The organism is Pseudomonas sp. KH_040 (genome assembly GCF_057839305.1).
In genome coordinates this window covers 4,573,697-4,599,510 of sequence record NZ_CM174487.1, presented here as the reverse complement: position 1 = coordinate 4,599,510, position 25,814 = coordinate 4,573,697, and the positions used below count along the sequence as shown (strand labels likewise).

Sequence of the window (25,814 nt, the reverse complement as noted above, 5' to 3'; positions counted from 1 at the left end):
GCCATGGCCCAGTCGGAAACCGTTGAACGCATTCTTGATGCTGCCGAGCAGTTGTTCGCGGAGAAAGGTTTCGCTGAAACCTCATTGCGTTTAATCACCAGCAAGGCTGGCGTCAACCTGGCAGCAGTGAACTATCACTTCGGCTCGAAAAAAGCGCTGATTCAGGCGGTTTTCTCGCGCTTCCTCGGGCCGTTCTGCATCAGCCTGGACAAGGAACTGGAGCGCCGTCAGGCCAAGCCTGAAAACAAACCGACGCTCGAAGAACTGCTGGAAATCCTCGTCGAGCAGGCGCTCGTGGTTCAACCACGCAGCGGCAACGATCTGTCGATCTTCATGCGCCTGCTCGGTCTCGCGTTCAGCCAGAGTCAGGGCCACTTGCGCCGTTACCTGGAAGACATGTACGGCAAGGTGTTCCGTCGCTACATGCTGCTGGTCAACGAAGCCGCACCACGCATTCCGCCGATCGAACTGTTCTGGCGCGTGCATTTCATGCTCGGCGCCGCCGCGTTCAGCATGTCCGGCATCAAGGCCTTGCGCGCGATCGCTGAGACCGATTTCGGCGTCAACACCTCCATCGAGCAAGTGATGCGCCTGATGGTGCCGTTCCTCGCTGCGGGCATGCGCGCCGAAACCGGTGTCACTGACGCCGCGATGGCCACCGCGCAACTGCGTCCGCGCAGCAAATCTACGCCGGTCGCCGCCAAGGTTTAACCGCGCACGGGTGGGCGCGGCAGCTTGTATCCGCTAAGCTAGCCGCCCATGCCGACTCTCGTTCTGAACCCGAAATCCATAGAAATTGCCGACCTGCCGAGCATGGCTCACGGTAGCGATTTGTTGCGGATCGGGTTTTTCGTTTTCAAGGAATCTCTATGACTGCTGGCCTGCAAGGCTCGTTGATGGTGGACGTCGCCGGTACCTGGCTGACGGCCGAAGATCGCCAATTGTTGCGTCAGCCCGAAGTGGGCGGCCTGATCATTTTCGCGCGCAACATCGAGCATCCGCGCCAAGTGCGTGAGCTGAGTGCGTCGATTCGCGCAATTCGCCCGGATCTTTTGCTGGCAGTGGATCAGGAGGGCGGTCGCGTGCAGCGTCTGCGTCAGGGCTTCGTGCGGCTGCCGGCCATGCGCGCGATCGCCGACAACCCGAATGCTGAATACCTCGCCGAGCAATGTGGCTGGATCATGGCTACCGAAGTGCTGGCGGTCGGTCTCGACCTGAGTTTCGCCCCGGTGCTCGATCTGGATTACCAGCGCAGCGCCGTGGTCGGCACCCGTTCGTTCGAAGGCGATCCTGAGCGCGCCGCGTTACTCGCCGGCGCATTCATTCGCGGCATGAACAGCGCTGGCATGGCCGCTACTGGCAAGCACTTCCCCGGTCATGGCTGGGCTGAAGCCGATTCCCACGTGGCGATTCCGAATGACGAGCGCAGCCTCGACGAAATCCGCGCCAACGACCTCGTGCCGTTCGCCAAGCTGAGCAAACAACTGGCCGCGATCATGCCGGCGCACGTCATCTATCCGCAGGTGGATTCGCAGCCAGCCGGATTCTCCCGGCGCTGGTTGCAGGACATTCTGCGCGGCGAATTGCAGTTCGACGGCGTGATCTTCAGCGACGATCTGTCGATGGCCGGTGCCCACGTGGTCGGCGACGCCGCCAGTCGCATCGAAGCCGCACTGACTGCCGGCTGCGACATGGGCCTGGTGTGCAACGACCGCGCCGCTGCCGAACTGGCCCTGAGCGCCGCACAACGTATGAAGGTCAAGCCATCGGCCCGAATCGCCCGCATGCGCGGTCAGGCCTTCGCCAGCACCGACTACCGTCAGGATCCGCGCTGGCTCACCGCCATTGGCGCGCTCAAAGACGCTCAACTGATCGATTAAGGATTTTTCGCTATGACGGTTTACGCAATCATCGGTGGCACCGGCCTGACCCAACTCGAAGGCCTGACCATTCGCCAATCGCTGGCAGTGGACACGCCCTACGGCGCGCCGTCGGCCGACGTGCAGATTGGCGAATACGCCGGCAAGGAAGTGCTGTTTCTCGCCCGTCACGGTCACCCGCATCGCTTCCCGCCGCATAAGGTCAACTACCGCGCCAACCTGTGGGCGCTGAAGCAGGCCGGGGCCGAAGCGATCATCGCGGTGAACGCCGTGGGCGGGATTCATTCGGCCATGGGCACAGGACATTTCTGCGTGCCACACCAGATCGTCGACTACACCAGCGGGCGCGAGCACACCTTTTTCGCCGATGATCTGGAGCATGTCACCCACATCGACTTCAGCTTTCCTTACAGCGAGCCGCTGCGTCAGCAATTGATTGCCGCGGTAGCTGCCGAGGGCTGCGAGTACAGCGATCAAGGCGTATACGCCTGCACCCAAGGCCCGCGTCTGGAAACGGTCGCCGAGATCGTGCGTCTGGAACGTGATGGCTGCGACATCGTCGGCATGACCGGCATGCCGGAAGCCGCACTGGCCCGCGAGCTGGATCTGGATTACGCCTGTCTGGCGCTGGTGGTGAATCCGGCGGCGGGCAAGACCACGGAAGTGATCACCATGGCCGAGATCGAGCAGGCGCTGCATGACGGCATGGGTAAGGTGAAATCGGCGTTGGCGCGGGTGCTGGCTGGCTAAGGACTGCCCATGAGCATTCTCATCGAACGGCTTAAGTCGTTGGCCTGGCCCCGGGCATTCACTAGCGGCGCGCTGGCCAAGGCCCGGGCTTATGCCGCTGATGATCGGGTAGAGATCATCGAAATCGATGACAGAAAGATTGAGGCGTTCTGCGTCGGTTCGGAAAATCAGGCGTATGAACAAACCATTTACCTGTCCGAAGATCGGCTGGGTTCTGTCAACTTGCGTTGCCTGTGCACCTGTCCTGTCTCAATCGACTGCAAACACTGCGCTGCGGTGCTCTATCACCTGCAGGGCAGTGATCATGAAGCGTCTGAAAGTGACGCACAGATCCCGTTGGGGCGGGCGCTGGAACATTGGCTTTCGACCATCCCCGTTCCGGCCAAGCCTGCCGAAGAAGGCGCGCAAACCGCAGGCACGCGCCTGTTTTACAAACTCAAGCCAACGCCTGTGAGCGGCAAGTGGCTGCTCGATATTTTCAAGGTTTCCCAGCTCAAGAGCGGCGAGTTACGCGAAGTCAAACCGATGTATTCGCTGGCGGAAATGCTCATGCGTCAGCCCGGCTACCTGTCCGAGCTGGATCTGCGTGTCGCCAGGCTGCTGGTTGCCATGCACTCTCACCACGCCTATTACAGCGGCTATCCGCTGGAAGGCAGCAGCGGCGCCGAACTGCTGGAAATGCTCCTGCGTACCTCGCGGCTGTTCCTCGATTTCGAGGATCTGCGACCGTTGGTGCCGGGCGCGAAGCGCATCGGCCAGTTCGCCTGGGCCGAGCAGGCCGACGGCGGTTTCCGCGCGCAGTGGAGCAGTGCCGAGGCTGCGCAGGAAACTGTGCTGGCGCTGGAGCCGCTTTATTACCTGGATCGTGAACAGCGGCAGATTGGCCCTCTGTTCAATGAACTGGAAGAAAAACTGGCCAGCCATTTGACTCTGGCGCCGGACATTCCGGCGCGTCAGGCCATGCAGTTCAGCCATCGCATGAGCGCCGCGACGAGAATCCCGCCGCCACACCAACTGACCGAACGAATCATCGACGACGTATTACCGCAGCCACAACTGACTCTCGTCAGCGGTCGGGAGCGCTCGCGCTGGGAATACGTTCTGGAGCACCGCGCTGCCCTGGTGTTTACCTACAACGGCCAGCCGACGGTGGATCGCAACCCGGAAGTGATGATCCTCAACGGTACCGAAACCCAGCGCATTCAACGCCAGCCGGCGGTGGAAAAGAAACTGCGCCAGATCCTGCAAAAGCTCGGCTTCAAGAAAGCCACGCGCAAGAGCTCGCTGGATCGTCCTGGTGAGATGTTCACGTTGCCGGATGATTCCGCCTGGCTGGGGTTTATGCACGAAGGGCTTGCCACGTTGCGCGCCTCGAACTGGGAAGTGGAGATGAGTCCCGGCTTTCATTTCAATGTGCAACCGGTTGAGCATTGGTACGCTGAGGTCGAAGAAGAGGCCGGGCATCAGTGGTTTGATTTGCAGTTGGGTATCGTCGTCAATGGCCAGCGCTATAGTTTGCTACCAATCCTTCTGCACTTGTTGCGCACCCAGCCGCGCTTGCTTGACCCGGTCAATCTGGCACAGCGCAGCGATGACGAAAAGCTCTTGATCGAACTGAAGCCCAGCGGCTTTGGTGACTCTTCGGGCGCCAAGGTCGCGCTGCCGCTGAGTCGGGTCAAGCCGCTGATGGCCACGCTGGGCGAGTTGTACCTGGGCGGCCATCAGGGCGATGCACTGCGTTTGAGTGTCCCGGATGCCGCGCGCTTGAGTATGCTCGATGGCGTGCCGCTGGATTGGCTGGGGGGCGAGCGGCTGCGCACCTTCGCCAAGCGCTTGCAGAATTCCAGTCACACCCAGGTCGCTGCGCCGGCCGGCCTTAACGCGCAACTGCGCCCGTATCAGCTCGAAGGCCTGAACTGGATGCAAACCCTGCGCGAGCTTGAGGTCGGCGGCATTCTGGGCGATGACATGGGGCTGGGCAAAACGCTGCAAACCCTGGCGCATCTGCTCACGGAAAAACACGCCGGTCGCCTTGATTGTCCGGCTCTGGCGGTGATGCCGACCAGCCTGATTCCCAACTGGCTCGACGAGGCCGAGCGTTTCACCCCCCAGTTGAAAGTATTGGCGCTGCACGGCTCGGGGCGGCAAAAGGATTTCGCTGATCTGGCTGAGTACGATCTGATACTGACCACTTACGCGTTGCTGCCAAGGGATTTGGAGACATTGCAGCCGCAGCTGTGGAGCGTATTGATTCTCGACGAAGCGCAGAACATCAAAAACCCGATCAGCAAAGCCGCGCAGGCCGCACGCGACTTGCAGGCCCGCCAGCGCTTGTGCCTGAGCGGCACGCCATTGGAAAACCACTTGGGCGAGCTTTGGTCGCAGTTTCATTTCCTCATGCCCGGTTGGCTTGGCGACAGCAAGTCCTTCAATCGCGATTACCGCACGCCAATCGAGAAGCACGGCAATGTTCAGCGCATGCAGCACCTGACAGCGCGCATCAAGCCGTTTTTGCTGCGCCGCAAAAAGGATCAGGTGGCCACCGAGTTGCCGCCGAAAACCGAGATTGTCCATTGGGTTGATCTCAGCGACGGCCAACGCGACGTCTATGAAACGGTGCGCGTGGCGATGGACAAAAAAGTCCGCGACGAAATTGCCCGCAGTGGCGTGGCGCGCAGTCAGATCATCATTCTTGATGCCTTGCTCAAGCTGCGGCAGGTCTGTTGCGACTTGCGTCTGATCAAGATGCCGCTGACGGCGAAGGCACTGCGCTCCGGCAGTGGCAAGCTGGTCAGCTTGATGGAGATGCTCGAAGAACTGCTCGGCGAAGGTCGCAGGATCCTGCTGTTCTCGCAGTTCACCTCAATGCTTGCCTTGATCGAGGAAGAATTGCAGCAACGTGACATTGCCTATTCGTTGTTGACCGGCGACACCACGGATCGGCGCACGCCAGTGAAGGACTTTCAGGGCGGTAAGGTGCCGCTGTTTCTGATCAGTCTGAAGGCCGGGGGTACCGGTTTGAACCTGACCGCTGCGGACACGGTGATCCATTTCGACCCTTGGTGGAATCCGGCAGTGGAGAATCAGGCCACCGATCGTGCCTATCGAATCGGGCAAAACAATCCGGTATTCGTTTACAAGCTGATCGCTCGCGGCACAGTAGAGGAAAAAATACAGGCGCTGCAGCAGGAGAAAGCAGCGTTGGCCGGGGCGGTGCTTGAAGGCGGGACGACGGGTGGCTGGAAGCTGGAGCAGAGTGACATTGAGGCGCTGTTTGCGCCGTTGCCTGTTGCCAAGGGCTGAGCCCTAAGTAATAGAGCAATATCTGATGGCCCCATCGCTGGCAAGCCAGCTCCCACAGGGTTTTGAGTCGTACACAAAACTGTGTTCCAACTCGATACCTGTGAGAGCTGGCTTGCCAGCGATAGCTATCTAACCGGCTACGCAAATCTCAACGCTTGTCGAGCTTGTCCGGCAGCGGCGCAAACAACGCTTCGATATCATCACTCTGCAACTTCCAGTCCCCGGCCTTGCGCCCATCCAGCACGCCCGCCGCCAAGTCGGACTTTTCCTTCTGCAGGTGCTGAATCTTCTCCTCCACCGTACCCCGGGCAATCATCTTGTAAACGAACACCGGCTTTTCCTGACCAATCCGGTACGCACGATCCGTCGCCTGATTTTCGGTCGCCGGGTTCCACCACGGGTCGTAGTGAATCACCGTGTCCGCTTCCGTCAGGTTCAAGCCGACACCGCCAGCCTTCAGGCTGATCAGAAAGATCTGACGCTTGCCACTCTGGAATTCCTTCACCGGCGTCCGTCGATCGCGGGTCTGGCCGGTCAACAGCGCGTAGGAAACGTTACGTTTTTTCAGCTCGTCTTCGATCAATGACAGCATCGAGGTGAATTGCGAAAACAGCAGGATCCGCCGGCCTTCCTCGAACAGTTCTTCGAGCATTTCCATCAAGCTGTCGAGCTTGCCGGAGGTGCTGCCGCGAGCGGGCAGGGTGGCGTCGTTGACCAGGCGCAGATCGCAGCAAACCTGACGCAGCTTGAGCAGCGCCTCCAGAATGATGATCTGGCTGCGCGCCACGCCTTTGCGGGTGATCTCGTCGCGGACTTTCTTGTCCATTGCCAGGCGCATGGTTTCATACACATCGCGCTGCGCTTCGTTGAGATCGACCCAGTGGATGATCTCGGTTTTCGGCGGCAACTCGGTGGCCACTTGTTCCTTGGTGCGGCGCAGCAGAAACGGTTTTATCCGACCGTTGAGGTGCTGAAGTCTGACTTCACTGCCGCGCTTTTCAATCGGCACGCGGTAATCGGCGTTGAAGCTTTTCACGTCGCCAAGCCAGCCCGGCAACAGGAAGTGAAACAGTGACCACAACTCGCCCAGGTGGTTTTCCAGCGGCGTACCACTCAAGCACAAGCGCTGACGTGCATTAAGCTCGCGCGCGGCTTGAGCGGCTTTGCTGTTCGGATTTTTGATGTACTGCGCTTCATCCAGCACCAATACGTGCAGCGGCTGCTTGGCCAGCCGTTCGACGTCCTTGGGCAGCAGCGCGTAGGTGGTGAGGATCAGGTCGAAGTCACCCAGGTTGTCAAAATGCTTCTTGCGAGTGGCGCCGTACAGCGCGACTACTTTCAGTTGCGGGGTGAAGTGCGCCGCCTCATCCAGCCAGTTTGGAATCAGGCTGGTCGGCATCACCACCATGCATGGTCGATCGAGACGCCCGGCGTTTTTCTCGCTGAGAATATGCGCCAGGGTCTGTAGGGTTTTACCCAAACCCATGTCGTCCGCGAGAATCCCGCCGACTTCCAGTTGTCGCAGCGATTGCATCCAGCTCAAGCCTTCAAGCTGATACGGGCGCAGCGTCGCATTCAAGCCTTTCGGCGCTTCAACGCTGAAATCACGAATGTCGCGCAGACGTTGAGCGAACGTGCGGATCTGCTCGCCGCCTTCCCACAGTAGCGGAATGCCTTCCAGCGAGTTGAGTCGCGTAGCGTCCGCCTTGCTCAGGCGCAGGGTGGTTTCGCCCGGCTCCTGCAAATAGAACTCGCCGAGCGTCATCAGCACAGGTTTCAGCCGGCCTAGCGGCAACGCCACCTGCAGTGGCCCGTGCTCAATGTTGCGTTGTGGGACGTTGACCAGAATCAGCTCGTCATCGCGGCGGCGCGCAAGGCGTTCGGGATTGAGAATCTCCGCATGCGAGCGCATCAGATTGAGCAGGATCGGTAGCAGGCTCAGGCGCTCACCGTTGACGATGATCCCCAACTCCAGATCAAACCAGTCACGCTCCGGCGCCTGCTCGACCGTGGCGTACCAGTCATCCACAGCGGTCAGGTCAAAGCCGAACTCTTCATCGATCTGCAATTCCCAGCCCTGCGTTCGCAGTTTCGGCAGATCGTTAAGGGTGAACGTCAGCCAGGCGCTGTCGTTGACCATTTCGTACAGCTCGCCCGCGCTCTCCGGTAGCGCTTTGCTCTGGCGAGTGGCGATACGAAAGCCGAGGATTCTTAACTGTTCGCGGTAGGACTGTTCGACTTCCGGGTGACGTTTTATCCGCAGCGTCTGGGTTTCCTGACGGATCAGAATGTCGCTGTTCTTCTGCCCGCTGACGTATTCGTCGAGATAGCTGAACGACAGCGCCGCGCGATGCTGAATATAACGCTGCATCTTGCCGTTGCGTGGTTCGAAAGCGCTGAATTCGACGCTGGCCAGCCACAGGCGCGGCAGCGGCTGAACATTATCGACCAGCACTTGCGGCGGTGCTTTCGGGCCACGATTCTCCAGCACGGCTTGAAGTTTCTCCAACAGCTCGGCGTCTTTCGCAGCGGCGGGGTAATCAAGGGTTTCCTGCACTTTCAGCAGTACCGCTGCGCAGTGTTTGCAGTTGCTGCGAACGGGGCAGGTGCAGCCGGCATCGACCAGCAGCAAGGTGCCTTTGGCTGACTCGCGCAGGTGAATGGTCTGACGGTAAACGTTACCGCCAGAGCCTTCGCAACTGGCGGTGATCGTTGCATCGCCGACCTGGGCGATGCGTACTCGATTTTCCAGGGCGTAGCGTCGGCCACGTTCCAGGCTCTGTTCCTTGAATCGGCTGACCCAGGAGGGCGCCAACGGTTTACTCAGCGGCGGGTTCATAAGGACTTCGATCAGTCCGGAATCGCTTCAGGCGCTTCCCGTGGCGCAGGTGCGGTCAGGGAAGTGATCTTGATCAGCAGGGCCAGATGGCCGTTGTCGAGATAGTTGAGTTGGCCGTTCTTGGTGTGGCTGTCCTGTTTCAGGCGTTCGCTGGCTGTGACCATGCCGTTGCTGTCGATCTGGTTGACCCAGAAATCGGCGCTCACGTCGGTGAAACGCCCCAGTTTCATTTCCAGCGTGCCCTCGATCGGGAACTGACCGAACTGTTCCTGACCGTCGCTGACCGCAACTTTTGCCGGTGCTTCGCCAAGGGTTTGCTGCCAGGCCTTGTGCATCAACACGCTGTAGTCGCCGCTGGCGGTAAGCTTGCTGACAACGTCATTCAGCGCAGGCGTGCGCTTGCTGTCGTCGCCCAAGCGCTGGGCGCCAGCGGCCCAGTCTTCCGGCGCGGCGCGGCTGACGATGGCCGGTACGGCGTTCTGGCGCACCAGAATCATTTCGACCTGATACAGGTCATCGGCGAAAACCGAGGGTGCTACCAAGGTGAGCAGCAAAGTCAGCGAACGAAACAGGCGCATTGGGCGTCCTTCAAACAGATTTCGGGAGGAGGCGCTCAAACAGCGCCTCTACAGTATTAAAGCGCTCTTCCGGGCGTTCCATCGGCACCTGGAACTTGAACATCGTGGCGCCTTCGAATTTGTAGCGTTTTGGCTGGCTCTGGATCAGCTTGATCAGCGTCATCGGATCGACCGGCGTCTGCGCTTCGAACTCGATACGTCCACCTTGCGGACCGCCATCGACTTTTTTGATGCCCAATTGCTCGGCCTGCAACTTCAACGCGGTGATGCGCACCAGATTCTTGGTCGGTTCCGGCAGCAGGCCAAAACGGTCGATCATCTCGACTTGCAGATCCTTCAAGCCTTCCTCGTCGGTCGCCGAAGCAATGCGCTTGTACAGAATCAGGCGAGCGTGAACGTCCGGTAGATAGTCTTCCGGAATCAGCGCCGGCACCCGCAGATTGACTTCCGGGCCACCGCCGAGGGGTTGATCGAGGTTCGGTTGTTCGCCCTTGCGGATCGATTTCACCGCACGTTCAAGCATCTCCATATACAGCGTGAAGCCCACGGCCTGAATCTGCCCGCTCTGGCCATCGCCGAGCAGTTCGCCGGCGCCACGGATTTCCAGGTCGTTGGTGGCCAGGACGAAACCGGCGCCGAGATCCTGAGTATTGGCAATCGCTTCCAGACGCTTTTCCGCGTCCGAAGTGATTTGCTGGCGCGGCGGCGTCAGCAGGTACGCGTAAGCCTGGTGGTGACTACGGCCAACGCGACCGCGTAACTGGTGCAGTTGCGCCAGACCGAACTTGTCGGCGCGCTCGATGATGATGGTGTTGGCGCTCGGCACGTCGATACCGGTTTCGATGATGGTCGAGGCGATCAGCACATTGAAACGCTTGTGATAAAAGTCGCTCATCACCTGTTCGAGTTCGCGCTCGCGCATCTGTCCGTGACCGATGCCGATGCGTGCTTCCGGCACCAGTTCGGCGAGGTCGGCGGCGCACTTCTCGATGGTTTTCACATCGTTGTGCAAGTAGTAAACCTGGCCGCCACGCAACAGTTCGCGGAGCAGGGCCTCTTTGACCGTGCTCTTGTTCTGCTCCATGACGAAGGTGCGCACCGACAGGCGTCGCGCCGGCGGCGTGGCGATGATCGACAGGTCGCGCATGCCCGACACCGCCATGTTCAGCGTGCGCGGAATCGGTGTGGCGGTCAGCGTAAGAATGTCGACTTCGCTGCGCAGGGCCTTGAGCTGTTCTTTCTGACGCACACCGAAGCGGTGCTCTTCGTCGATGATCACCAGCCCGAGGTTTTTGATTTTTACGTCGTCGGACAGCAGTTTGTGCGTGCCGATGACGATGTCGATCTTGCCTTCCGCGAGGTCGGCGATCGCCGCGTTGACTTCCTTGGCCGACTTGAAGCGGCTCATCACTTCTACGGTCACCGGCCAATCGGCGAAGCGGTCGCGGAAGCTGTTGTAGTGCTGCTGAGCGAGCAGGGTGGTCGGCACCAGAATTGCCACTTGGCGACCGCCGTGCACGGCGATGAATGCCGCACGCATTGCCACTTCGGTCTTACCGAAGCCAACGTCGCCGCAGACCAGGCGATCCATCGGTTTCGGCGCGAGCATGTCTTCGCGCACGGCTTCGATGGTCGATTGTTGATCCGGGGTTTCTTCGAACGGGAAACCGGCGCTGAACGTCGCGTAATCGGCTTTCGGGTCGGCGAACGCGTAGCCTTCGCGAGCGGCGCGACGGGCATAGATGTCGAGCAGTTCGGCGGCGACGTCACGCACCTGTTCGGCAGCTTTGCGTTTGGCCTTCTGCCAGGTCTCGGAGCCGAGGCGGTGCAGCGGGGCCAGCGCATCGTCGCTGCCGGTGTAGCGTGCAATCAAATGCAGGTTGGCTACCGGCACGTAAAGCTTGGCGTTCTCGGCATATTCGAGGGTAAGGAATTCGGCAGCCTGATTGTCGATTTCCAGAATCGTCAGGCCCAGATAACGGCCGACACCGTGATCGATGTGCACCACCGGCGCGCCTTCGCGCAGCTCGGTGAGGTTTTTGATCACCGCATCGTTATTGCCGTCGGCACGCTTCTCGCGGCGGCGACGCTGCATCACGCGTTGGCCGAACAGCGGACTTTCCGCGACCAATGCCAGCGCCGGATCGTCGAGCATCAGGCCTTCGTCGAGCGGGGCAATGGTGATCGCCAGACGATCCTTGCTCGCGACGAAGTCTGGCCAGCTGTCGACGGTTTTCGGTCGCAGCTTCAGGCGCTCAAGCAACTCCAGCAGCACTTCGCGACGGCCGGCGGACTCTGCGGTGAACAGCACGCGACCGGGGAATTCATCGAGAAATGCCGACAGCGCCGCCAGCGGTTGTGTGGCTTTGGCTTCGATCGCCAGATTCGGCAGTGCTTGTGCCGGGAAGCGCTCGCGACCTGCACCGCCTTCTACATCCTGTTGGCTGGCGACCACGCGCGGCCAACTCTTCAGGCGGGCGAAACAATCTTCCACCGGCAGGAACAATTCCGCCGGTGGCAATAAAGGACGCGATGGATCGACGCGGCGCTCTTCATAACGATTGCGCACGTCGTTCCAGAAGTTTTCCGCCGCTTGCTCGATGCCCGGCAGGGAGAACACTTGCGTGTCCTGCGGCAGGTAGTCGAACAGCGTCGAGGTTTCGTCGAAGAACAGCGGCAGGTAATACTCGATACCGGCCGGGGTAATCCCGCTGCTCAGATCCTGAAAGATCGGGCAGCGCCGGAAGTCGACGTCGAAGCGCTCGCGAAAGCGCGCCTTGAAACGGGTGACCGCGTCTTTTTGCAGCGGAAACTCACGGGCCGGCAGCAGCTTGACCGACTCGACCTTGTCGATGGAGCGCTGGTTTTCCGGATCGAAGGTGCGCAGGGTTTCGATTTCATCGTCGAACAAGTCGATGCGATACGGCAGTTTGCTGCCCATCGGGAACAGGTCGATCAACGCACCGCGCACGGTGAACTCGCCGTGCTCATACACCGTGTCGACGTAACGATAGCCGCTGGCTTCGAGCCGCGAACGCATTTGTTCGACATCGAGTTTCTGCCCGACATCCAGCACCAGGCTGCTGCCAAGCAGGAATTTGGTCGGCGCCAAGCGGTGCAACGCTGTGGTGATCGGCACCACCAGCACGCCATGCGCCAGTTCCGGCAGCCTATAGAGGCTGGCGATGCGCTGGGAAATGATGTCCTGGTGCGGCGAGAACAGGTCGTAGGGCAGGGTTTCCCAGTCGGGGAAATGCAGCACGGGCAAATCCGGGGCGAAGAAACTCAGCTCCTGTTCCAGTCGTTCAGCACTTTGGCTGTCGGCGGTCAGTAGCAGGGTGAAGCGCTTGGCAGCGCTGGCAGCCTCGGCAATCGCCAGGCTGAGGGCAGCGCCGGGCAAATTGCCCCAATGCTGTTTACCTGCCTCGGCAGGGAGTTGCGGTAGACGCAGAACGGGCACGGAAGGTTGAGCTCCAGGCTTTGCGACAAAGTCGGTAATTGTAGCGGCGTCCGGTGTCGCCTGTCAGTTGCAGACTACGTCTATCTTCGATGTTTGCGAGAAATGTAGTGGTAACCATAAAAACCAGCGCTTTTTTAGCGATTATGTAGTGCCAAAAGTGGTTGGTGTTACGGAGGGTTACAGACATCGTCTAACAGTCGTCGAAAAATTGACAGCGCTGGAAGCCGCGTATTTACTGGGCTGGCGCGAGGTGTGATTTTTTTGAAAGGAATTTTGTTACCGATTTCGCGACAAGCGCGCATTGCTGAATGAGGTTGTGGGCGGCATAATGTAGCCCCTTTTTTCTGCCCCTACATGTGGAAGGTTACCGTGACTCAGAAGCCCGACCAGTGTCTTGGTGAATGGATCGACCGTGAAGCACTCGCAGAAGCGATGATTCCGCTAATCGGTCAGCTCTACCGCAATAACAACGTGGTGAGCTCGATCTATGGCCGCAGCCTGATCAACCAGTCTGTCATCGCGATTCTCAAAGCTCACCGCTTTGCGCGCCACCGTTCTTCCGACGACAGCGAACTCTCCGTCCACGAAACATTCCCACTGCTCAAAGCCATGAGCGAGCTCAAGCTCGGCGCGGCTTCGGTAGATCTGGGCAAGTTGGCGTTCAAATTCCGCAACGAAGGCAACGGCCGCAGCGCCGAGCAATTCGTTCGTGAAGAAATGGCTGACGTGGTTGGCCAGCAAAACGCTTCCGCACGTAAAGGCACTGACGTTGTGCTGTACGGCTTCGGTCGTATCGGCCGTCTGCTGGCGCGCATCCTGATCGAGAAAACCGGTGGTGGCGACGGTCTGCGTCTGCGTGCCATCGTCGTGCGCAAAGGCGCCGACAACGACCTGACCAAGCGCGCCAGCCTGCTGCGTCGCGATTCGGTACACGGTTCGTTCAACGGCACCATTACCATCGACGAAGAAAACAACACCATCACCGCCAACGGTAACCTGATCCAGGTGATCTACGCGAAGAACCCGACCGAGGTGGATTACACCCAGTACGGCATCAAAGACGCGCTGCTGGTGGACAACACCGGTGTATGGCGTGACGCTGATGGCCTGGGCCAGCATTTGCAGTGCCCGGGTATCGATCGCGTTGTTCTGACCGCGCCTGGCAAGGGCAAGCTGAAGAACATCGTTCACGGCATCAATCACGGTGAAATCACCGCTGATGACAAGATCGTCTCTGCCGCTTCCTGCACCACCAACGCCATCGTGCCGGTGCTGAAGGCTGTGAATGACAAGTTCGGCATCATCAATGGTCACGTCGAAACCGTTCACTCGTACACCAACGACCAGAACCTGATCGACAACTTCCACAAGGGCGATCGCCGTGGTCGTAGCGCCGCGCTGAACATGGTCATCACCGAGACCGGTGCTGCCACCGCTGCTGCCAAGGCCCTGCCTGAGCTGGCCGGCAAGCTGACCGGTAACGCGATCCGTGTTCCGACGCCGAACGTATCGATGGCCATTCTCAACCTCAACCTTGAGAAAGCCGCCACCCGTGAAGAAATGAACGAGTACCTGCGCTACATGGCGCTGCACTCCGATCTGCACAAGCAAATCGACTTCGTTAACTCGCAGGAAGTGGTTTCGACCGACTTCGTGGGCTCGCGCCACGCCGGTGTGGTCGACGCTGAAGCGACCATCGTTCAGGACAACCGCGTTGTTCTGTACGTCTGGTACGACAACGAGTTCGGTTACAGCTGCCAGGTTATCCGCGTGATGGAAGACATGGCTGGTGTAAACCCGCCAGCGTTCCCGCGCTAAGCGATAGCTGCACATGAAAACGCCCCGACCTAGGTCGGGGCGTTTTTTTATGCCTGCTAAATCTCGATTGACTGTTGCGGCCTCATCGCTGGCAAGCCAGCTCCCACAGGGTCTTGGGGTGTGAATGCAATCGTGTAACCGCCAAATAAACTTGTGGGAGCTGGCTTGCCAGCGATGGCGTCCTATCGGGCGCCGCCGGGTATGGCTGCCTGCGCCGTGCGCAGTTCATGCTTATTGCCCCGGAACAACACCAGCGTCGCAATCAACCCCAGCACCGCCGCACCACTGAGCCAGATCCCCGGCGCAGCCTTGTTATCCAGCACATGAATCAGATACGTACACGCCGCCGGGGTAAACCCGCCGAACGTCGCTGTCGCCAGGCTGTAGGCCAGCGAGAAGCCGGTCGTGCGCACTTCAACCGGCATGATCTCGGTCAGCGCCACCACCATCGCGCCGTTGTACGAGCCATACAGGAACGACAGCCACAACTCGACGATCAGCAAATGGCTGAAACTCGGGTTCGCCACCAGCCACGACAGGGCAGGGTAGGCCGTCAGAATCGCCAGAATCGTCGCCGCGAGCAGTAGGGGTTTACGTCCGATCTTGTCGGACACTGAACCCATCACCGGCAACCAGAAAAAATTAGAAAGGCCAATGCACACGGTAACCAGCAACGCGTCGAAGTCCGACAGGTGCAGTTCAGCCTTGCCGAATGTCGGGGTGTACGCGGTGATCAGGTAGAAAGAAACAGTGGTCATCACCACCAGTGCCATGCCTGCGATGACGATGCCAAAGTTCTGACCGATCGAGCGGACGATTTCCCGCAGGGTAGGGCGATGTTTTCTGGCCTGGAACTCTGGGGTTTCCTCCAGTGAGCGACGGATCACGAAAATGACCGGCACAATCATGCAGCCGATCAGGAATGGCACGCGCCAGCCCCAGTCACCCATCTGTTCCGGGCTCAGCCAATGGTTGAGACCCACACCGAGCAATCCGGCGAAGACCACTGCCGCTTGCTGACTCGCCGACTGCCAACTGACGAAGAAGCCCTTGCGGCCCGGTGTGGCGATCTCTGCCAGATACACCGACACACCACCCAGCTCCACGCCGGCCGAGAAGCCTTGCAACAAGCGACCGAACAGTACGATTAATGGCGCAGCGACGCCAAGGGTCGCATAGCCCGGAACGCAGGCAATCAGCACCGTGCCGGCAGCCATCAACGCCAACGTGATGATCAAGCCTTGGCGACGGCCATGACGGTCGATGTAGGCGCCGAGGAAAATCGCCCCCAGCGGACGCATCAGAAAACCGGCACCAAACGTGGCCAGTGAAAGCATCAGCGAAGCGAAGGCACTGTCGGTGGGGAAGAAGGTTTTGGCGATGGCCGTGGCGTAAAAGCCGTAGACCATGAAGTCGAACATTTCGAGAAAGTTGCCGCTGACAACGCGAAAGATCGCTTTGCCTTTGCCCGTGGTGGAGGACATGTTCAGGTACTCGCTATTGGATTTTGTATAAAGATGTTGCAGATCCTTTAATTCATAATGGCCGCCGCGGTTTTACGGAGAGATGAATAATTGTTCACTGGACGCTTGTTTTGGCTTGTGATGCTGGCTGGCGTATTGGCTGGCTGCGGTAATGGCGAGTCCATGGAAAGCTTCGGCGGGCCTACCATGGGCAGTACGTATTCAATCAAGTACGTACGCCACGCCGGCATGCCTGAATCAACTCAGGTTCGCAGTGAAGTGGAGGGCATCCTCGGCGAAGTCGATCGACAGTTGTCCACCTATCGCAATGATTCGGATATCGAGCGCTTCAACGCTTTGCCCGCCAACAGCTGTCAGAAAATGCCTGGGTCGGTACTCGAATTGGTCCGAACTGGCGAACAACTGTCAGCGCAAAGCGAGGGCTCCTACGACCTGACCGTCGAACCGCTGATGAACCTCTGGGGGTTCGGCCCACAAGGCCGCGAGGAGAAAGTCCCTGACGCCGCTGCGCTGGCCGAAGTGATGCAGCGGGTCGGCCATCAGCACCTGCACGTCAATGGCGATCAATTGTGCAAAGACGCCGCCGTCGAGGTCGACTTCAATAGCATCGCCGCCGGTTATGCCGTCGACACCATCGCGGCCAGACTCGACGCCCTGGGTATCCACGATTACCTCGCTGAAGCCACGGGTGAGTTGAAAGCCAAAGGCAGAAAGCTTGATGGCTCACCGTGGCGCATTGCTCTCGAAGAGCCCCGTGACGATCAACAGGTCGCCGAGCGCATCATCAATGTCGACGGCTACAGCGTTTCCACCTCCGGCGACTACCGCAACTATTTCCTGCAGGACGGTCGGCGCTATTCCCACACTTTCGATGCGCACACCGGTGCACCTGTCCTACACGATCTGGCGTCAGTCACGGTGATTCATCCTTCAGCGTTGATGGCCGATGGACTATCGACGCTGTTGTTGATTCTCGGCCCTGAAAGGGCCTGGGACTATGCCGAAAAGCATGACATTGGTGCATTCTTTGTGATTCGTGCCGATACAGGTTTTGTCGTCCGCACCAACAAGGCTTTCGAACGCCTCAGTGGCGAAAAAACTGACTGAGAACAATACGAAAGCTGGCGTTGTAGTGCAGGCAAAAGTAGCCTACGACGCGACCAAGGGTTAATGTGCGCGGCGTTGACGCTTCTATAGACTGTGTCCGGGTTCTTGATTGACCCCCCAATTGTTCCTTCGCGCCGCCGTTCGGCGTGATTTAGCCGCCGGTGCTGCTGGCACCGCGGCCTGTTCTGAGGAGTACGCATGGCTGTCTACAACTACGACGTGGTGGTGCTGGGTTCCGGCCCGGCGGGAGAAGGCGCGGCAATGAACGCCGCCAAAGCAGGGCGCAAGGTCGCGATGGTCGACAGCCGTCGCCAGGTCGGCGGCAACTGCACCCACCTCGGCACCATCCCGTCCAAGGCACTGCGTCACTCGGTGCGGCAGATCATGCAGTTCAACACTAATCCTATGTTCCGGGCGATCGGCGAGCCACGCTGGTTCTCCTTCCCGGACGTGTTGAAAAGCGCTGAAAAGGTTATTTCCAAACAAGTCGCTTCGCGTACCGGCTACTACGCCCGTAACCGCGTCGACGTGTTCTTCGGCACCGGCAGTTTCGCCGACGAGCAAACCATCGAAGTGGTCTGCGCCAACGGTGTGGTCGAAAAACTGGTGGCCAAGCACATCATCATCGCCACTGGCTCGCGTCCTTATCGTCCGGCGGACATCGATTTCCACCACCCGCGTATCTACGATAGCGACACCATCCTCAGCCTCAATCACACCCCGCGCAAACTGATCGTTTACGGCGCCGGCGTGATCGGTTGCGAATACGCATCGATCTTCAGCGGTCTGGGTGTACTGGTCGAGCTGGTCGACAACCGTGGTCAGTTGCTGAGCTTCCTCGACTCGGAAATCTCCCAGGCGTTGAGCTACCACTTCAGCAACAACAACATCACCGTGCGCCACAACGAAGATTACGATCGCGTTGAAGGCGTCGACAACGGGGTGATCCTGCACCTGAAGTCCGGCAAGAAGATCAAGGCCGACGCCTTGCTCTGGTGCAACGGCCGTACCGGCAACACCGACACGCTGGGTCTGGAAAACATCGGCGTCAAGGTCAACAGCCGTGGCCAGATCGAAGTCGACGAGGCGTACCGCACCTGCGTGCCGAACATCTACGGTGCCGGTGACGTGATCGGCTGGCCGAGCCTGGCCAGTGCCGCCCACGACCAGGGTCGTTCGGCTGCTGGCAGCATTGTTGATAACGGTAGCTGGCGCTTTGTGAATGACGTGCCGACCGGCATCTACACCATTCCGGAGATCAGCTCGATCGGCAAGAACGAGCAGGAACTGACCCAGGCCAAAGTGCCGTACGAAGTCGGCAAGGCGTTCTTCAAGAGCATGGCGCGTGCACAGATCGCCGGCGAGCCGCAAGGCATGCTGAAAATCCTGTTCCACCGTGAAACCCTGGAAGTGCTGGGCGTTCACTGCTTCGGTTATCAGGCGTCGGAGATCGTCCACATCGGTCAGGCGATCATGAACCAGCCGGGCGAACTGAACACCCTGAAGTACTTCGTCAACACCACGTTCAACTACCCGACCATGGCTGAAGCCTATCGGGTAGCAGCGTACGACGGCCTCAACCGGCTTTTTTGACGGGCTCCGGCCGGTGGCCTGAGCCGGCCGGGGAGACCGATTTCAGCAATTCTCGAGGGTGGCAGTGGCCAAACCGGGAAAGTCTGTAATCAGGCTGTCAACGCCGAAGTCGGCGAGTCTGCGCATCAGCGCAGGCTCGTTGACGGTCCACACCGACACATGCAGCCCCTGACGCTGCGCCTTCTGCAGGCGTTCCGGCGTACACAGCGTCCAGTTCAGCGCAAGAATCTCACAGCCATAGCTGGCCGCGACCTTCAGCGGGTCGAGCCAGGCGTATTCGGCCACCAGTCCGCGCGACACGTCCGGCACCAGATCCAGCGCCGCTTTCAGCACTTCCCGCGAACTCGAGGTGATCGTCACCTTGTCGAGCAGGCCATGCCGTTGGGCCATTTCACGAATCGCCAGCACGGTGGTTGCTGCGCGAGTACGCGAAGCGCTTTTGACTTCCAGTTGCCAGTGCTCGAAATCGCATTTTTCGAACAGCTCTTCCAGTGTCGGAATCGGGCAGGGTTTGATCCAGCCAGGACCGCCCTTGCGCGCGTCGTAAGTCACCAGCTCGGCCGCGGTGTGCTCGACGACCTTGCCACGCCGTTCCGTGGTGCGCTTGAGGGTCGGGTCGTGGATGACCATCAACTCGCCGTCCTTGGACAGGTGCAGATCCAGTTCGCAGCGGCGCACGCCGTGCTTGAGACATTCCTGAAAGCTGCTCAGGGTGTTTTCCGGTGCTTCGCCCTTGGCGCCGCGGTGGCCGTAGATGAGGGTCACGGTTCTTCCTTAAATTTAAATGCCTGATTCGTTCTGTTCTCGGGCCAGACGTCGTTCCTGGGCCTGCTTCTGCAAGATGTAGCGGGCGAGCAACTGGCGTTGGGCGTCGGTCAAGTGTTCGAACTCGGTGCCTATGTCATAACCTTCGCCCTTGCGATCGCAATGGGTGACGCGGGCGCGCAGCAGCAGGCCCAGCGCTTGCGGCATCAGCACCAGTTTCACCGACAGGTGTGCGCCGGTGGCAATCGGCGTCGGGTGCTGGAAGTCGATCCCCCCCTCGGAAATGATCACCGGTTGCGGCTCGCCGATATGGCCGAGCACAGTCAGGGCGACCACTTGGCTGAGCAGGTCTATGCGTTTGTTCTGCGATTTCAGGAACGCGGCGATGGCCCGGTCGCGCTCGCTGATCTGGCGCAACAGGTGCTGCGACTCGAATTCGCTCAGGTGCAGTTCACTGAGCAGGTTGAACAGCGGGGAAGCATCCTGCAACACTTCCTGGCCTGCGGCTTCGGGAGCGGACAGGGGCCGAATTTCCAGTGCGATCGTGTCCTCGATACGGTAGTATTCGCGGCGATCTTCTTCATCTAATGTCGACATGGCGAACCCATGGTAGCGGCGGTGGTCTGAGTGTAAAGCTGGTTATCGACCCCCGCCACAAGGACGTTCCTTTTCCCTCCGAACAAGCCCCGACATGTTCAGACCTCTCTTCGTATTTATCGGCACGCGTTATACCCGTGCAAAGCGTCGCAATCATTTTGTGTCATTCATTTCCCTGACTTCGATGATCGGGCTCGCCCTTGGCGTGGTCGTGATGATCGTCGTGCTCTCGGTGATGAACGGCTTCGATCATGAGATGCGCACCCGCGTGCTGGGCATGGTGCCCCACGCGACCATTGAATCCACTGAGCCGATCAACGATTGGCAAAGTCTGGCCAACAAGGTCAAGCAGAACCCGCAGGTGACGGCGGTTGCGCCGTTCACCCAGATGCAGGGCCTGCTGACCAATAACGGTCAGGTGTCCAAGGTGTTGCTCAACGCCATCGACCCTGCGCTCGAGCGCAACGTGTCGATCATCGACAACTTCATGAAGCAGGGCAAACTCGACGAGTTGACGCCGGGCAGCTTCGGCATCGTCATCGGCGACAAGGCCGCGACCAAGCTCGGCGTGGGCATCGGTGACAAGGTCACCTTCGTCGCGCCGGAGGTCAGCGTGACTCCGGCCGGGATGTTCCCGCGCATGAAGCGCTTCACCGTGGTCGGCATTTTTCATGTCGGCGCCGGCGAACTCGATGGCTATCTGGGCGTCACCAACCTGCAGGATCTGGCGAAGATGCACCGCTGGAAGCCTGATCAGGTGCAGGGCATCCGCCTGAAGTTCGACGACCTGTTCCAGGCACCACGCGTGGCATGGAACATCGCCCAGCAACTCGGCGAAGATCATTACTACGCCCGCGACTGGACGCGCACCCACGGCAATCTGTATCAGGCGATCCGCATGGAAAAAGCCATGATCGGTCTGCTGTTGCTGCTGATTGTCGCCGTAGCGGCGTTCAACATCATTTCCACGCTGGTGATGGTGGTCAACGACAAGAAGGGCGACATCGCCATTCTGCGCACCTTGGGCGCGACGCCGGGCACGATCATGCGCACGTTCATGGTGCAAGGCACGGTGATCGGTGTGGTCGGCACGGCGATTGGTGCGGTGGTCGGGATTTTCGCGGCGCTTAATGTCAGCGCCGCGATCTCGGCACTGGAAGGCCTGATCGGCCACAAATTCCTTAATGCTGACGTGTATTTCATTGATTATCTTCCGTCGCAGGTGCAGAGCCAGGATGTGGTCATGGTCTGCGCGGCGGCGTTGGTTCTGAGTTTCCTCGCCACCCTGTATCCCGCCTGGCGTGCCGCGCGCACCCAGCCGGCGGAGGCGCTACGTTATGAGTGAGTCGGGCATGAGTGAACAAGCAATCTTGAGCTGCCGTAATCTGGGCAAATCCTACGAGGAAGGCCCGGAATCGGTAGAGGTATTGGCCGGCCTGCAACTGGAGTTGCACCCGGGCGAGCGTGTGGCGATCGTCGGCACCTCGGGTTCGGGCAAAAGTACCTTGCTCAACCTGCTTGGTGGTCTGGACACGCCGACCAAGGGCAGCGTCTGGCTCGACGGCGAAGAGTTGTCGGCACTGAGCGAGAAGAAGCGTGGCCTGTTGCGTAACCGTGCGCTCGGTTTCGTTTACCAGTTCCACCACTTGCTGCCGGAATTCACCGCACTGGAAAACGTCTGCATGCCGCTGCTGATCGGCAAGACGCCGATCCCGGAAGCCCGTCAGCGTGCCACGGCACTGCTGGAGCGCGTTGGCCTCGGTCATCGTCTGGAGCACAAGCCGGCGGAACTGTCCGGTGGCGAGCGTCAACGTGTGGCCATCGCTCGCGCCCTGGTGAACAAGCCAGGCCTGGTGATGCTCGATGAGCCAACCGGCAACCTCGACTCCCACACCGCCCAGGGCATTCAGGATTTGATGCTGGAACTCAGCACCTCGATGCGCACGGCGTTCCTGGTGGTGACTCACGACATGAACCTGGCCCGCCAGATGGATCGCGTACTGCACCTGCAAGAAGGTTGCCTCACGCCTATCTGATTGGCTGAAACCTGGCGCCTGCAAAGGCGTCGGGTCTTTTATTTTTATACGGTGCCCCAGCGAATGTTCAGACCGTTATCGATCTTTATCGGCACGCGCTATACCCGCGCCAAGCGCCGCAATCGCTTTGTTTCGTTCATTTCGATGACCTCGATGATCGGCCTCGCCCTCGGCGTGCTGGCGATGATCGTGGTGTTGTCGGTGATGAACGGCTTCCAGCGCGAAATGAGCTCGCGCATCCTCGGCATGGTGCCGCACGCGACCATCGTTGGCGTCAAGCCGATAGATGATTGGCAGCCGGTCGCCGCCGCCGCGATGAAGAATCCTGAGGTGACTGCCGCCGTGCCGTTCACTGAGATGGAAGGCATGCTGTCTTACAAGGGGTTGATGCAGCCGATCCAGATCAGCGGCGTTGATCCGGCGCAGGAAGGCAAGGTTTCCATCGTTGCCCAGCACATTGTGCAGGGCCGTCTGGATGCCTTGAAACCCGGCGAGTTCGGCGTGGTGATTGGCGAAATCACTGCGCGGCGTTTCCGCCTCAATGTCGGCGACAAGATCACCCTGATCGTCCCGGAAGTCAGTACTGCGCCGGGCGGCATCACCCCGCGCATGCAGCGTCTGAACGTGGTCGGTGTGTTCAAGGTCGGCGCTGAGCTGGACGGCTCCATGGGCCTGATCCACGTCGCCGATGCCGCGACCATGCAGCATTGGGAGCCGAATCAGGTTCAGAGTGTGCGTCTGGCGGTCAAAGACCTGTACGCCGCACCGAAAGTCTCCTCGGATATCGCTGCCGGGTTGGGCGCGGACTTCAAGGCTGACGACTGGACCCACACCCAGGGCAGCCTGTTCAGCGCGATGAAAATGGAAAAAACCATGATCGGCCTGCTGTTGCTGATGATCGTCGCGGTGGCGGCGTTCAACATCATCGCGACCCTGATCATGGTGGTGAACGACAAGGGCGCGGACATCGCGATCCTGCGTACCATCGGCGCGACGCCCCGGCAGATCATGGCGATTTTCATGGTGCAGGGCACGGTGATCGGCATTGTCGGTACGATCATTGGCGGCGTGTTGGGCGTGATCGCCGCGCTGAATGTCAGTCAGATCGTCGGCTGGATCGAGCGAGTCAGCGGGCAGCACATCTTCAGTTCGGATGTGTATTTCGTCAGCAATTTGCCGTCGGAATTGCAGGGTGGGGATGTGCTGTTGATTTGCTCGGCGGGCTTTATTCTGAGCTTCCTGGCGACGGTGTATCCGGCGTGGCGGGCGGCGAAGATCGAGCCGGCTCACGCCCTGAGATATTCGTAAGCGACTCCATGCTCGTTCCCACGCTCTGCGTGGGAACGCCTCAACGGACGCTCCGCGTTCGGCTCTGGAAGGGACGCGGAGCGTCCCGGGCTGCATTCCCACGCAGAGCGTGGGAACGATCAGGTTCGAGGCAACTCAATCACAAACCGCGTCCATCCCGCCTCTGATTCGCAATGAATCTGCCCACCATGGGCACGGACGATGGACTGAGTAATCGCCAATCCCAATCCCGCATGCTCACTGCTGCCTTCCTGCCGCGCCGGATCGGCCCGATAAAATCGATCAAACAGGCGTGGCAACAACTCCGCAGAAATCCCCTCGCCACTGTTCTCGACTGAAATGCGTACCGCGTTCGGTTGATCAACGATCCGCAAGCTCACATCGCCCTCAGCCGGGGTAAACCGCAGCGCGTTATCCAGCAGATTCGACAAGGCCCGGCGCAACATACTGCGATCACCCTCGATCCGCGCATTGCCCTCACGCGTCAGTTTGACCCCGGCGTCCTCCGCCAGCGGCGCAAAAAATTCCAAAAGCACATCTGTTTCATCCGCCAGTTCCAGCGGTTCCCGCTTGGGCATCAGCAAGCCATGATCGGCCTTGGCCAGATACAACATGTCGTTGACCAGTTGTGCCATCCATTGCAGTTCTTCGAGGTTGCTGTGCAGCGCTTCGCGGTAGTCCTCGATCGGCCGGGGGCGGGTGAGGGTGACCTGAGTGTGGGTCAGCAGGTTCGACAGTGGTGTACGCAACTCATGGGCAATGTCGGCGGAAAACGCCGAGAGCCGCTGAAACGAGTCGTCGAGGCGTGCGAGCATGGCGTTGAAGCTGCGGGCCATTTCCGCAAGTTCTGGCGGCATTTGCGCTTCGGGCAGTCGCGCATTCAGCGATTGTGCGGAAATCCCACGGGCGACTGCACTCATGCGTCGCAATGGCCGTAAGCCGCTGCGTGCGGCCCAGGCACCGAGCAACGCCGTCGCCAGCGCTGACAACCCGACGGTCAGCCAGATCAGGTGCTGCATGCGTTGCAGGAAGTGTTGGTGATGGGTGATGTCCAGCAACAAGGACAGTTGCGGTGAATCGGCTTTGTCCGGGTAGAGCGGGGCGTTAAACACGCGGTAATCGGTGCCGTCATGGCTGATGGTCGACAGGCCGGATTGTTGCGGCAAATCCTTGGGGATTTGCGTCGAACTGTCATACCAGCGCTGGCCGTCAGTGCCGGTAATGCGCAACGACAGATCGGCCTGACGGCTCAGCTCATCCGCCAGCCGTGCTTCACGTTGACCGGGCTGAAGATCCTGCAAGGCGCGGCGCAGGCCGATCAGCTTGCCGTCCAGTTGTTGCTGGTCGAGTTCGATAAAGTGCGCTTCGCTGGCGCGGTTGAACAACACCCCGGCGAACAGCGAAACCACAGCGGTGCAAGCGGCAAACAACAAGGCCAGGCGCGAACTCAGGGACAATCGGCGCATCAGGCGCCACGCTCTTCGAGCACGTAACCCATGCCGCGCACGGTGTGGATCAGTTTGTTGGGGAATTCGTCGTCGATCTTCAGGCGCAAACGGCGGATCGCCACTTCGATGACATTGGTATCGCTGTCGAAATTCATGTCCCAGACCTGTGAAGCGATCAGCGACTTTGGCAGCACTTCGCCTTGGCGACGCAGGAGCATTTCCAATAGTGCGAATTCCTTTGCCGTCAGGTCGATGCGCTGGCCGCTGCGTTCGACGCGGCGACGGATCAGATCCAGGCGCAAATCGGCCAGTTGCAGGCTGGTTTCCTGGGTTGTAGCACTGCCGCGACGCAACAGGCTACGTACCCGCGCCAGCAGTTCGGAGAAGGCGAACGGTTTGACCAGGTAGTCGTCGGCGCCCAGTTCGAGGCCGTGAACCCTGTCCTCTACGGCGTCTTTGGCTGTCAGAAAAAGTACCGGCGTATCCAGCCCGGCGCTGCGCACCGCTTGCAGGATCTGCCAGCCACTGCGCCCTGGCAGCATCACGTCGAGGATCAGCAGCGCGTAATCACCACTCAGCGCCAGATGCTGACCACTGTTGCCGTCGGCCACCAGTTCCGTATTGAACCCGGCCTCGGTCAGGCCCTGACGCAGGTATTGGCCGGTTTTCGCTTGGTCTTCGACGATCAACAGTTTCATGGGCGACTCGGGTGGGTTCGGGGGTGTTGTAGTCACGAAAGCTTTATACCGTGAGCGCTGGCGACAAACGTCAACCTGACAAAGTTGTAATCTGCCTGTCAGGTAGATGCCAGCGCAGGCCGGCTAAAGTTTCCCATAAGCTGAACCTTA

Annotated in this window: 18 protein-coding genes; 10 read left to right on the top strand and 8 right to left on the bottom strand. The window is 59.7% G+C overall.

Annotated features, from left to right (window positions below; translation table 11 throughout):
* Positions 1-3 precede the first annotated feature (3 nt).
* The 4 genes from AC3IUF_RS20400 to AC3IUF_RS20385 all read left to right on the top strand — a co-directional run bounded on the left by AC3IUF_RS20400 (position 4) and on the right by AC3IUF_RS20385 (position 5,933).
* Positions 4-711, top strand: a complete 708-nt coding sequence (locus AC3IUF_RS20400) for a TetR/AcrR family transcriptional regulator (protein WP_007910473.1) — start codon at positions 4-6, stop codon at positions 709-711.
* Positions 712-869: 158 nt separating this feature from the next.
* Complete coding sequence (gene nagZ, locus AC3IUF_RS20395; protein WP_007910482.1) at positions 870-1,880, top strand: beta-N-acetylhexosaminidase; 1,011 nt, start codon at positions 870-872, stop codon at positions 1,878-1,880.
* Between the two features lie 12 nt (positions 1,881-1,892).
* Complete coding sequence (locus AC3IUF_RS20390) at positions 1,893-2,630, top strand: S-methyl-5'-thioinosine phosphorylase (protein ID WP_007910483.1); 738 nt, start codon at positions 1,893-1,895, stop codon at positions 2,628-2,630.
* Positions 2,631-2,639: 9 nt separating this feature from the next.
* Positions 2,640-5,933: a DEAD/DEAH box helicase gene (locus AC3IUF_RS20385; protein ID WP_489279150.1), complete on the top strand. Its 3,294-nt coding sequence runs from the start codon at positions 2,640-2,642 to the stop codon at positions 5,931-5,933.
* Between the two features lie 148 nt (positions 5,934-6,081).
* Here the strand turns inward: AC3IUF_RS20385 and AC3IUF_RS20380 are convergent, their stop codons facing one another.
* The 3 genes from AC3IUF_RS20380 to mfd are packed head-to-tail and all read right to left on the bottom strand — an operon-like array spanning position 6,082 to position 12,810.
* The gene (locus AC3IUF_RS20380) at positions 6,082-8,772 is read right to left on the bottom strand and encodes a DEAD/DEAH box helicase (RefSeq protein ID WP_463543449.1); all 2,691 of its coding nucleotides are present in this window, start codon (positions 8,770-8,772) and stop codon (positions 6,082-6,084) included.
* A gap of 11 nt (positions 8,773-8,783) precedes the next feature.
* Positions 8,784-9,350 carry a CsiV family protein gene (locus tag AC3IUF_RS20375; RefSeq protein WP_095114304.1) on the bottom strand — a complete coding sequence of 189 codons (567 nt, stop codon included), beginning with the start codon at positions 9,348-9,350 and terminating at the stop codon, positions 8,784-8,786.
* A 10-nt stretch (positions 9,351-9,360) separates the two neighbouring features.
* Positions 9,361-12,810 carry a transcription-repair coupling factor gene (gene mfd / locus AC3IUF_RS20370; RefSeq protein ID WP_007910487.1) on the bottom strand — a complete coding sequence of 1,150 codons (3,450 nt, stop codon included), beginning with the start codon at positions 12,808-12,810 and terminating at the stop codon, positions 9,361-9,363.
* Positions 12,811-13,164: 354 nt separating this feature from the next.
* Between mfd and AC3IUF_RS20365 the strand changes: the two genes are divergently transcribed.
* Entirely contained in the window at positions 13,165-14,628 is a 1,464-nt protein-coding gene (locus AC3IUF_RS20365) for a glyceraldehyde-3-phosphate dehydrogenase (protein ID WP_007910488.1), read from the top strand.
* Between the two features lie 182 nt (positions 14,629-14,810).
* Here the strand turns inward: AC3IUF_RS20365 and AC3IUF_RS20360 are convergent, their stop codons facing one another.
* Complete coding sequence (locus tag AC3IUF_RS20360) at positions 14,811-16,112, bottom strand: MFS transporter (protein ID WP_016986740.1); 1,302 nt, start codon at positions 16,110-16,112, stop codon at positions 14,811-14,813.
* Between the two features lie 120 nt (positions 16,113-16,232).
* Between AC3IUF_RS20360 and AC3IUF_RS20355 the strand changes: the two genes are divergently transcribed.
* Entirely contained in the window at positions 16,233-17,219 is a 987-nt protein-coding gene (locus AC3IUF_RS20355; RefSeq protein WP_176472377.1) for an FAD:protein FMN transferase, read from the top strand.
* A 198-nt stretch (positions 17,220-17,417) separates the two neighbouring features.
* Positions 17,418-18,812 (top strand): Si-specific NAD(P)(+) transhydrogenase, encoded by a 1,395-nt coding sequence (gene sthA, locus AC3IUF_RS20350; protein WP_007910498.1) that lies wholly within the window; start codon positions 17,418-17,420, stop codon positions 18,810-18,812.
* Positions 18,813-18,854: 42 nt separating this feature from the next.
* Here sthA and AC3IUF_RS20345 read toward each other — a convergent pair whose 3' ends face one another.
* Both AC3IUF_RS20345 and AC3IUF_RS20340 read right to left on the bottom strand, forming a co-directional pair.
* Entirely contained in the window at positions 18,855-19,577 is a 723-nt protein-coding gene (locus AC3IUF_RS20345) for a glycerophosphodiester phosphodiesterase (RefSeq protein ID WP_007910500.1), read from the bottom strand.
* 15 nt (positions 19,578-19,592) lie between these two features.
* Positions 19,593-20,174 (bottom strand): PilZ domain-containing protein, encoded by a 582-nt coding sequence (locus tag AC3IUF_RS20340; protein WP_007910502.1) that lies wholly within the window; start codon positions 20,172-20,174, stop codon positions 19,593-19,595.
* A gap of 94 nt (positions 20,175-20,268) precedes the next feature.
* Between AC3IUF_RS20340 and AC3IUF_RS20335 the strand changes: the two genes are divergently transcribed.
* The 3 genes from AC3IUF_RS20335 to AC3IUF_RS20325 all read left to right on the top strand — a co-directional run bounded on the left by AC3IUF_RS20335 (position 20,269) and on the right by AC3IUF_RS20325 (position 23,518).
* A complete protein-coding gene (locus tag AC3IUF_RS20335; RefSeq protein WP_489279148.1) occupies positions 20,269-21,519 on the top strand; it encodes a lipoprotein-releasing ABC transporter permease subunit in 1,251 nt (416 codons plus the stop codon).
* Positions 21,512-22,210 (top strand): lipoprotein-releasing ABC transporter ATP-binding protein LolD, encoded by a 699-nt coding sequence (gene lolD / locus AC3IUF_RS20330; protein ID WP_007910506.1) that lies wholly within the window; start codon positions 21,512-21,514, stop codon positions 22,208-22,210. The genes AC3IUF_RS20335 and lolD overlap by 8 nt, the downstream gene beginning before the upstream one ends.
* 63 nt (positions 22,211-22,273) lie before the next feature.
* Positions 22,274-23,518, top strand: coding sequence for a lipoprotein-releasing ABC transporter permease subunit (locus tag AC3IUF_RS20325; protein ID WP_034156425.1), 1,245 nt, complete (start codon positions 22,274-22,276; stop codon positions 23,516-23,518).
* A 119-nt stretch (positions 23,519-23,637) separates the two neighbouring features.
* On the opposite strand, the gene AC3IUF_RS20320 is transcribed toward AC3IUF_RS20325, so the two are convergent.
* Both AC3IUF_RS20320 and AC3IUF_RS20315 read right to left on the bottom strand, forming a co-directional pair.
* Positions 23,638-24,984, bottom strand: a complete 1,347-nt coding sequence (locus tag AC3IUF_RS20320) for a heavy metal sensor histidine kinase (RefSeq protein WP_489279146.1) — start codon at positions 24,982-24,984, stop codon at positions 23,638-23,640.
* The gene (locus AC3IUF_RS20315; protein ID WP_007910514.1) at positions 24,984-25,664 is read right to left on the bottom strand and encodes a heavy metal response regulator transcription factor; all 681 of its coding nucleotides are present in this window, start codon (positions 25,662-25,664) and stop codon (positions 24,984-24,986) included. Before AC3IUF_RS20315 ends, AC3IUF_RS20320 begins: the two co-directional genes overlap by 1 nt.
* Positions 25,665-25,814: the final 150 nt, after the last annotated feature.

Coding starts and splice junctions, on each gene's coding strand:
- AC3IUF_RS20400 (WP_007910473.1), top strand. CDS start 4: ATGGCCCAGTCGGAAACCGTTGAACGCATTCTTGATGCTGCCGAGCAG.
- nagZ (WP_007910482.1), top strand. CDS start 870: ATGACTGCTGGCCTGCAAGGCTCGTTGATGGTGGACGTCGCCGGTACC.
- AC3IUF_RS20390 (WP_007910483.1), top strand. CDS start 1,893: ATGACGGTTTACGCAATCATCGGTGGCACCGGCCTGACCCAACTCGAA.
- AC3IUF_RS20385 (WP_489279150.1), top strand. CDS start 2,640: ATGAGCATTCTCATCGAACGGCTTAAGTCGTTGGCCTGGCCCCGGGCA.
- AC3IUF_RS20380 (WP_463543449.1), bottom strand. CDS start 8,772: ATGAACCCGCCGCTGAGTAAACCGTTGGCGCCCTCCTGGGTCAGCCGA.
- AC3IUF_RS20375 (WP_095114304.1), bottom strand. CDS start 9,350: ATGCGCCTGTTTCGTTCGCTGACTTTGCTGCTCACCTTGGTAGCACCC.
- AC3IUF_RS20365 (WP_007910488.1), top strand. CDS start 13,165: ATGTGGAAGGTTACCGTGACTCAGAAGCCCGACCAGTGTCTTGGTGAA.
- AC3IUF_RS20360 (WP_016986740.1), bottom strand. CDS start 16,112: ATGTCCTCCACCACGGGCAAAGGCAAAGCGATCTTTCGCGTTGTCAGC.
- AC3IUF_RS20355 (WP_176472377.1), top strand. CDS start 16,233: ATGCTGGCTGGCGTATTGGCTGGCTGCGGTAATGGCGAGTCCATGGAA.
- sthA (WP_007910498.1), top strand. CDS start 17,418: ATGGCTGTCTACAACTACGACGTGGTGGTGCTGGGTTCCGGCCCGGCG.
- AC3IUF_RS20340 (WP_007910502.1), bottom strand. CDS start 20,174: ATGTCGACATTAGATGAAGAAGATCGCCGCGAATACTACCGTATCGAG.
- AC3IUF_RS20335 (WP_489279148.1), top strand. CDS start 20,269: ATGTTCAGACCTCTCTTCGTATTTATCGGCACGCGTTATACCCGTGCA.
- lolD (WP_007910506.1), top strand. CDS start 21,512: ATGAGTGAGTCGGGCATGAGTGAACAAGCAATCTTGAGCTGCCGTAAT.
- AC3IUF_RS20325 (WP_034156425.1), top strand. CDS start 22,274: ATGTTCAGACCGTTATCGATCTTTATCGGCACGCGCTATACCCGCGCC.
- AC3IUF_RS20320 (WP_489279146.1), bottom strand. CDS start 24,984: ATGCGCCGATTGTCCCTGAGTTCGCGCCTGGCCTTGTTGTTTGCCGCT.
- AC3IUF_RS20315 (WP_007910514.1), bottom strand. CDS start 25,664: ATGAAACTGTTGATCGTCGAAGACCAAGCGAAAACCGGCCAATACCTG.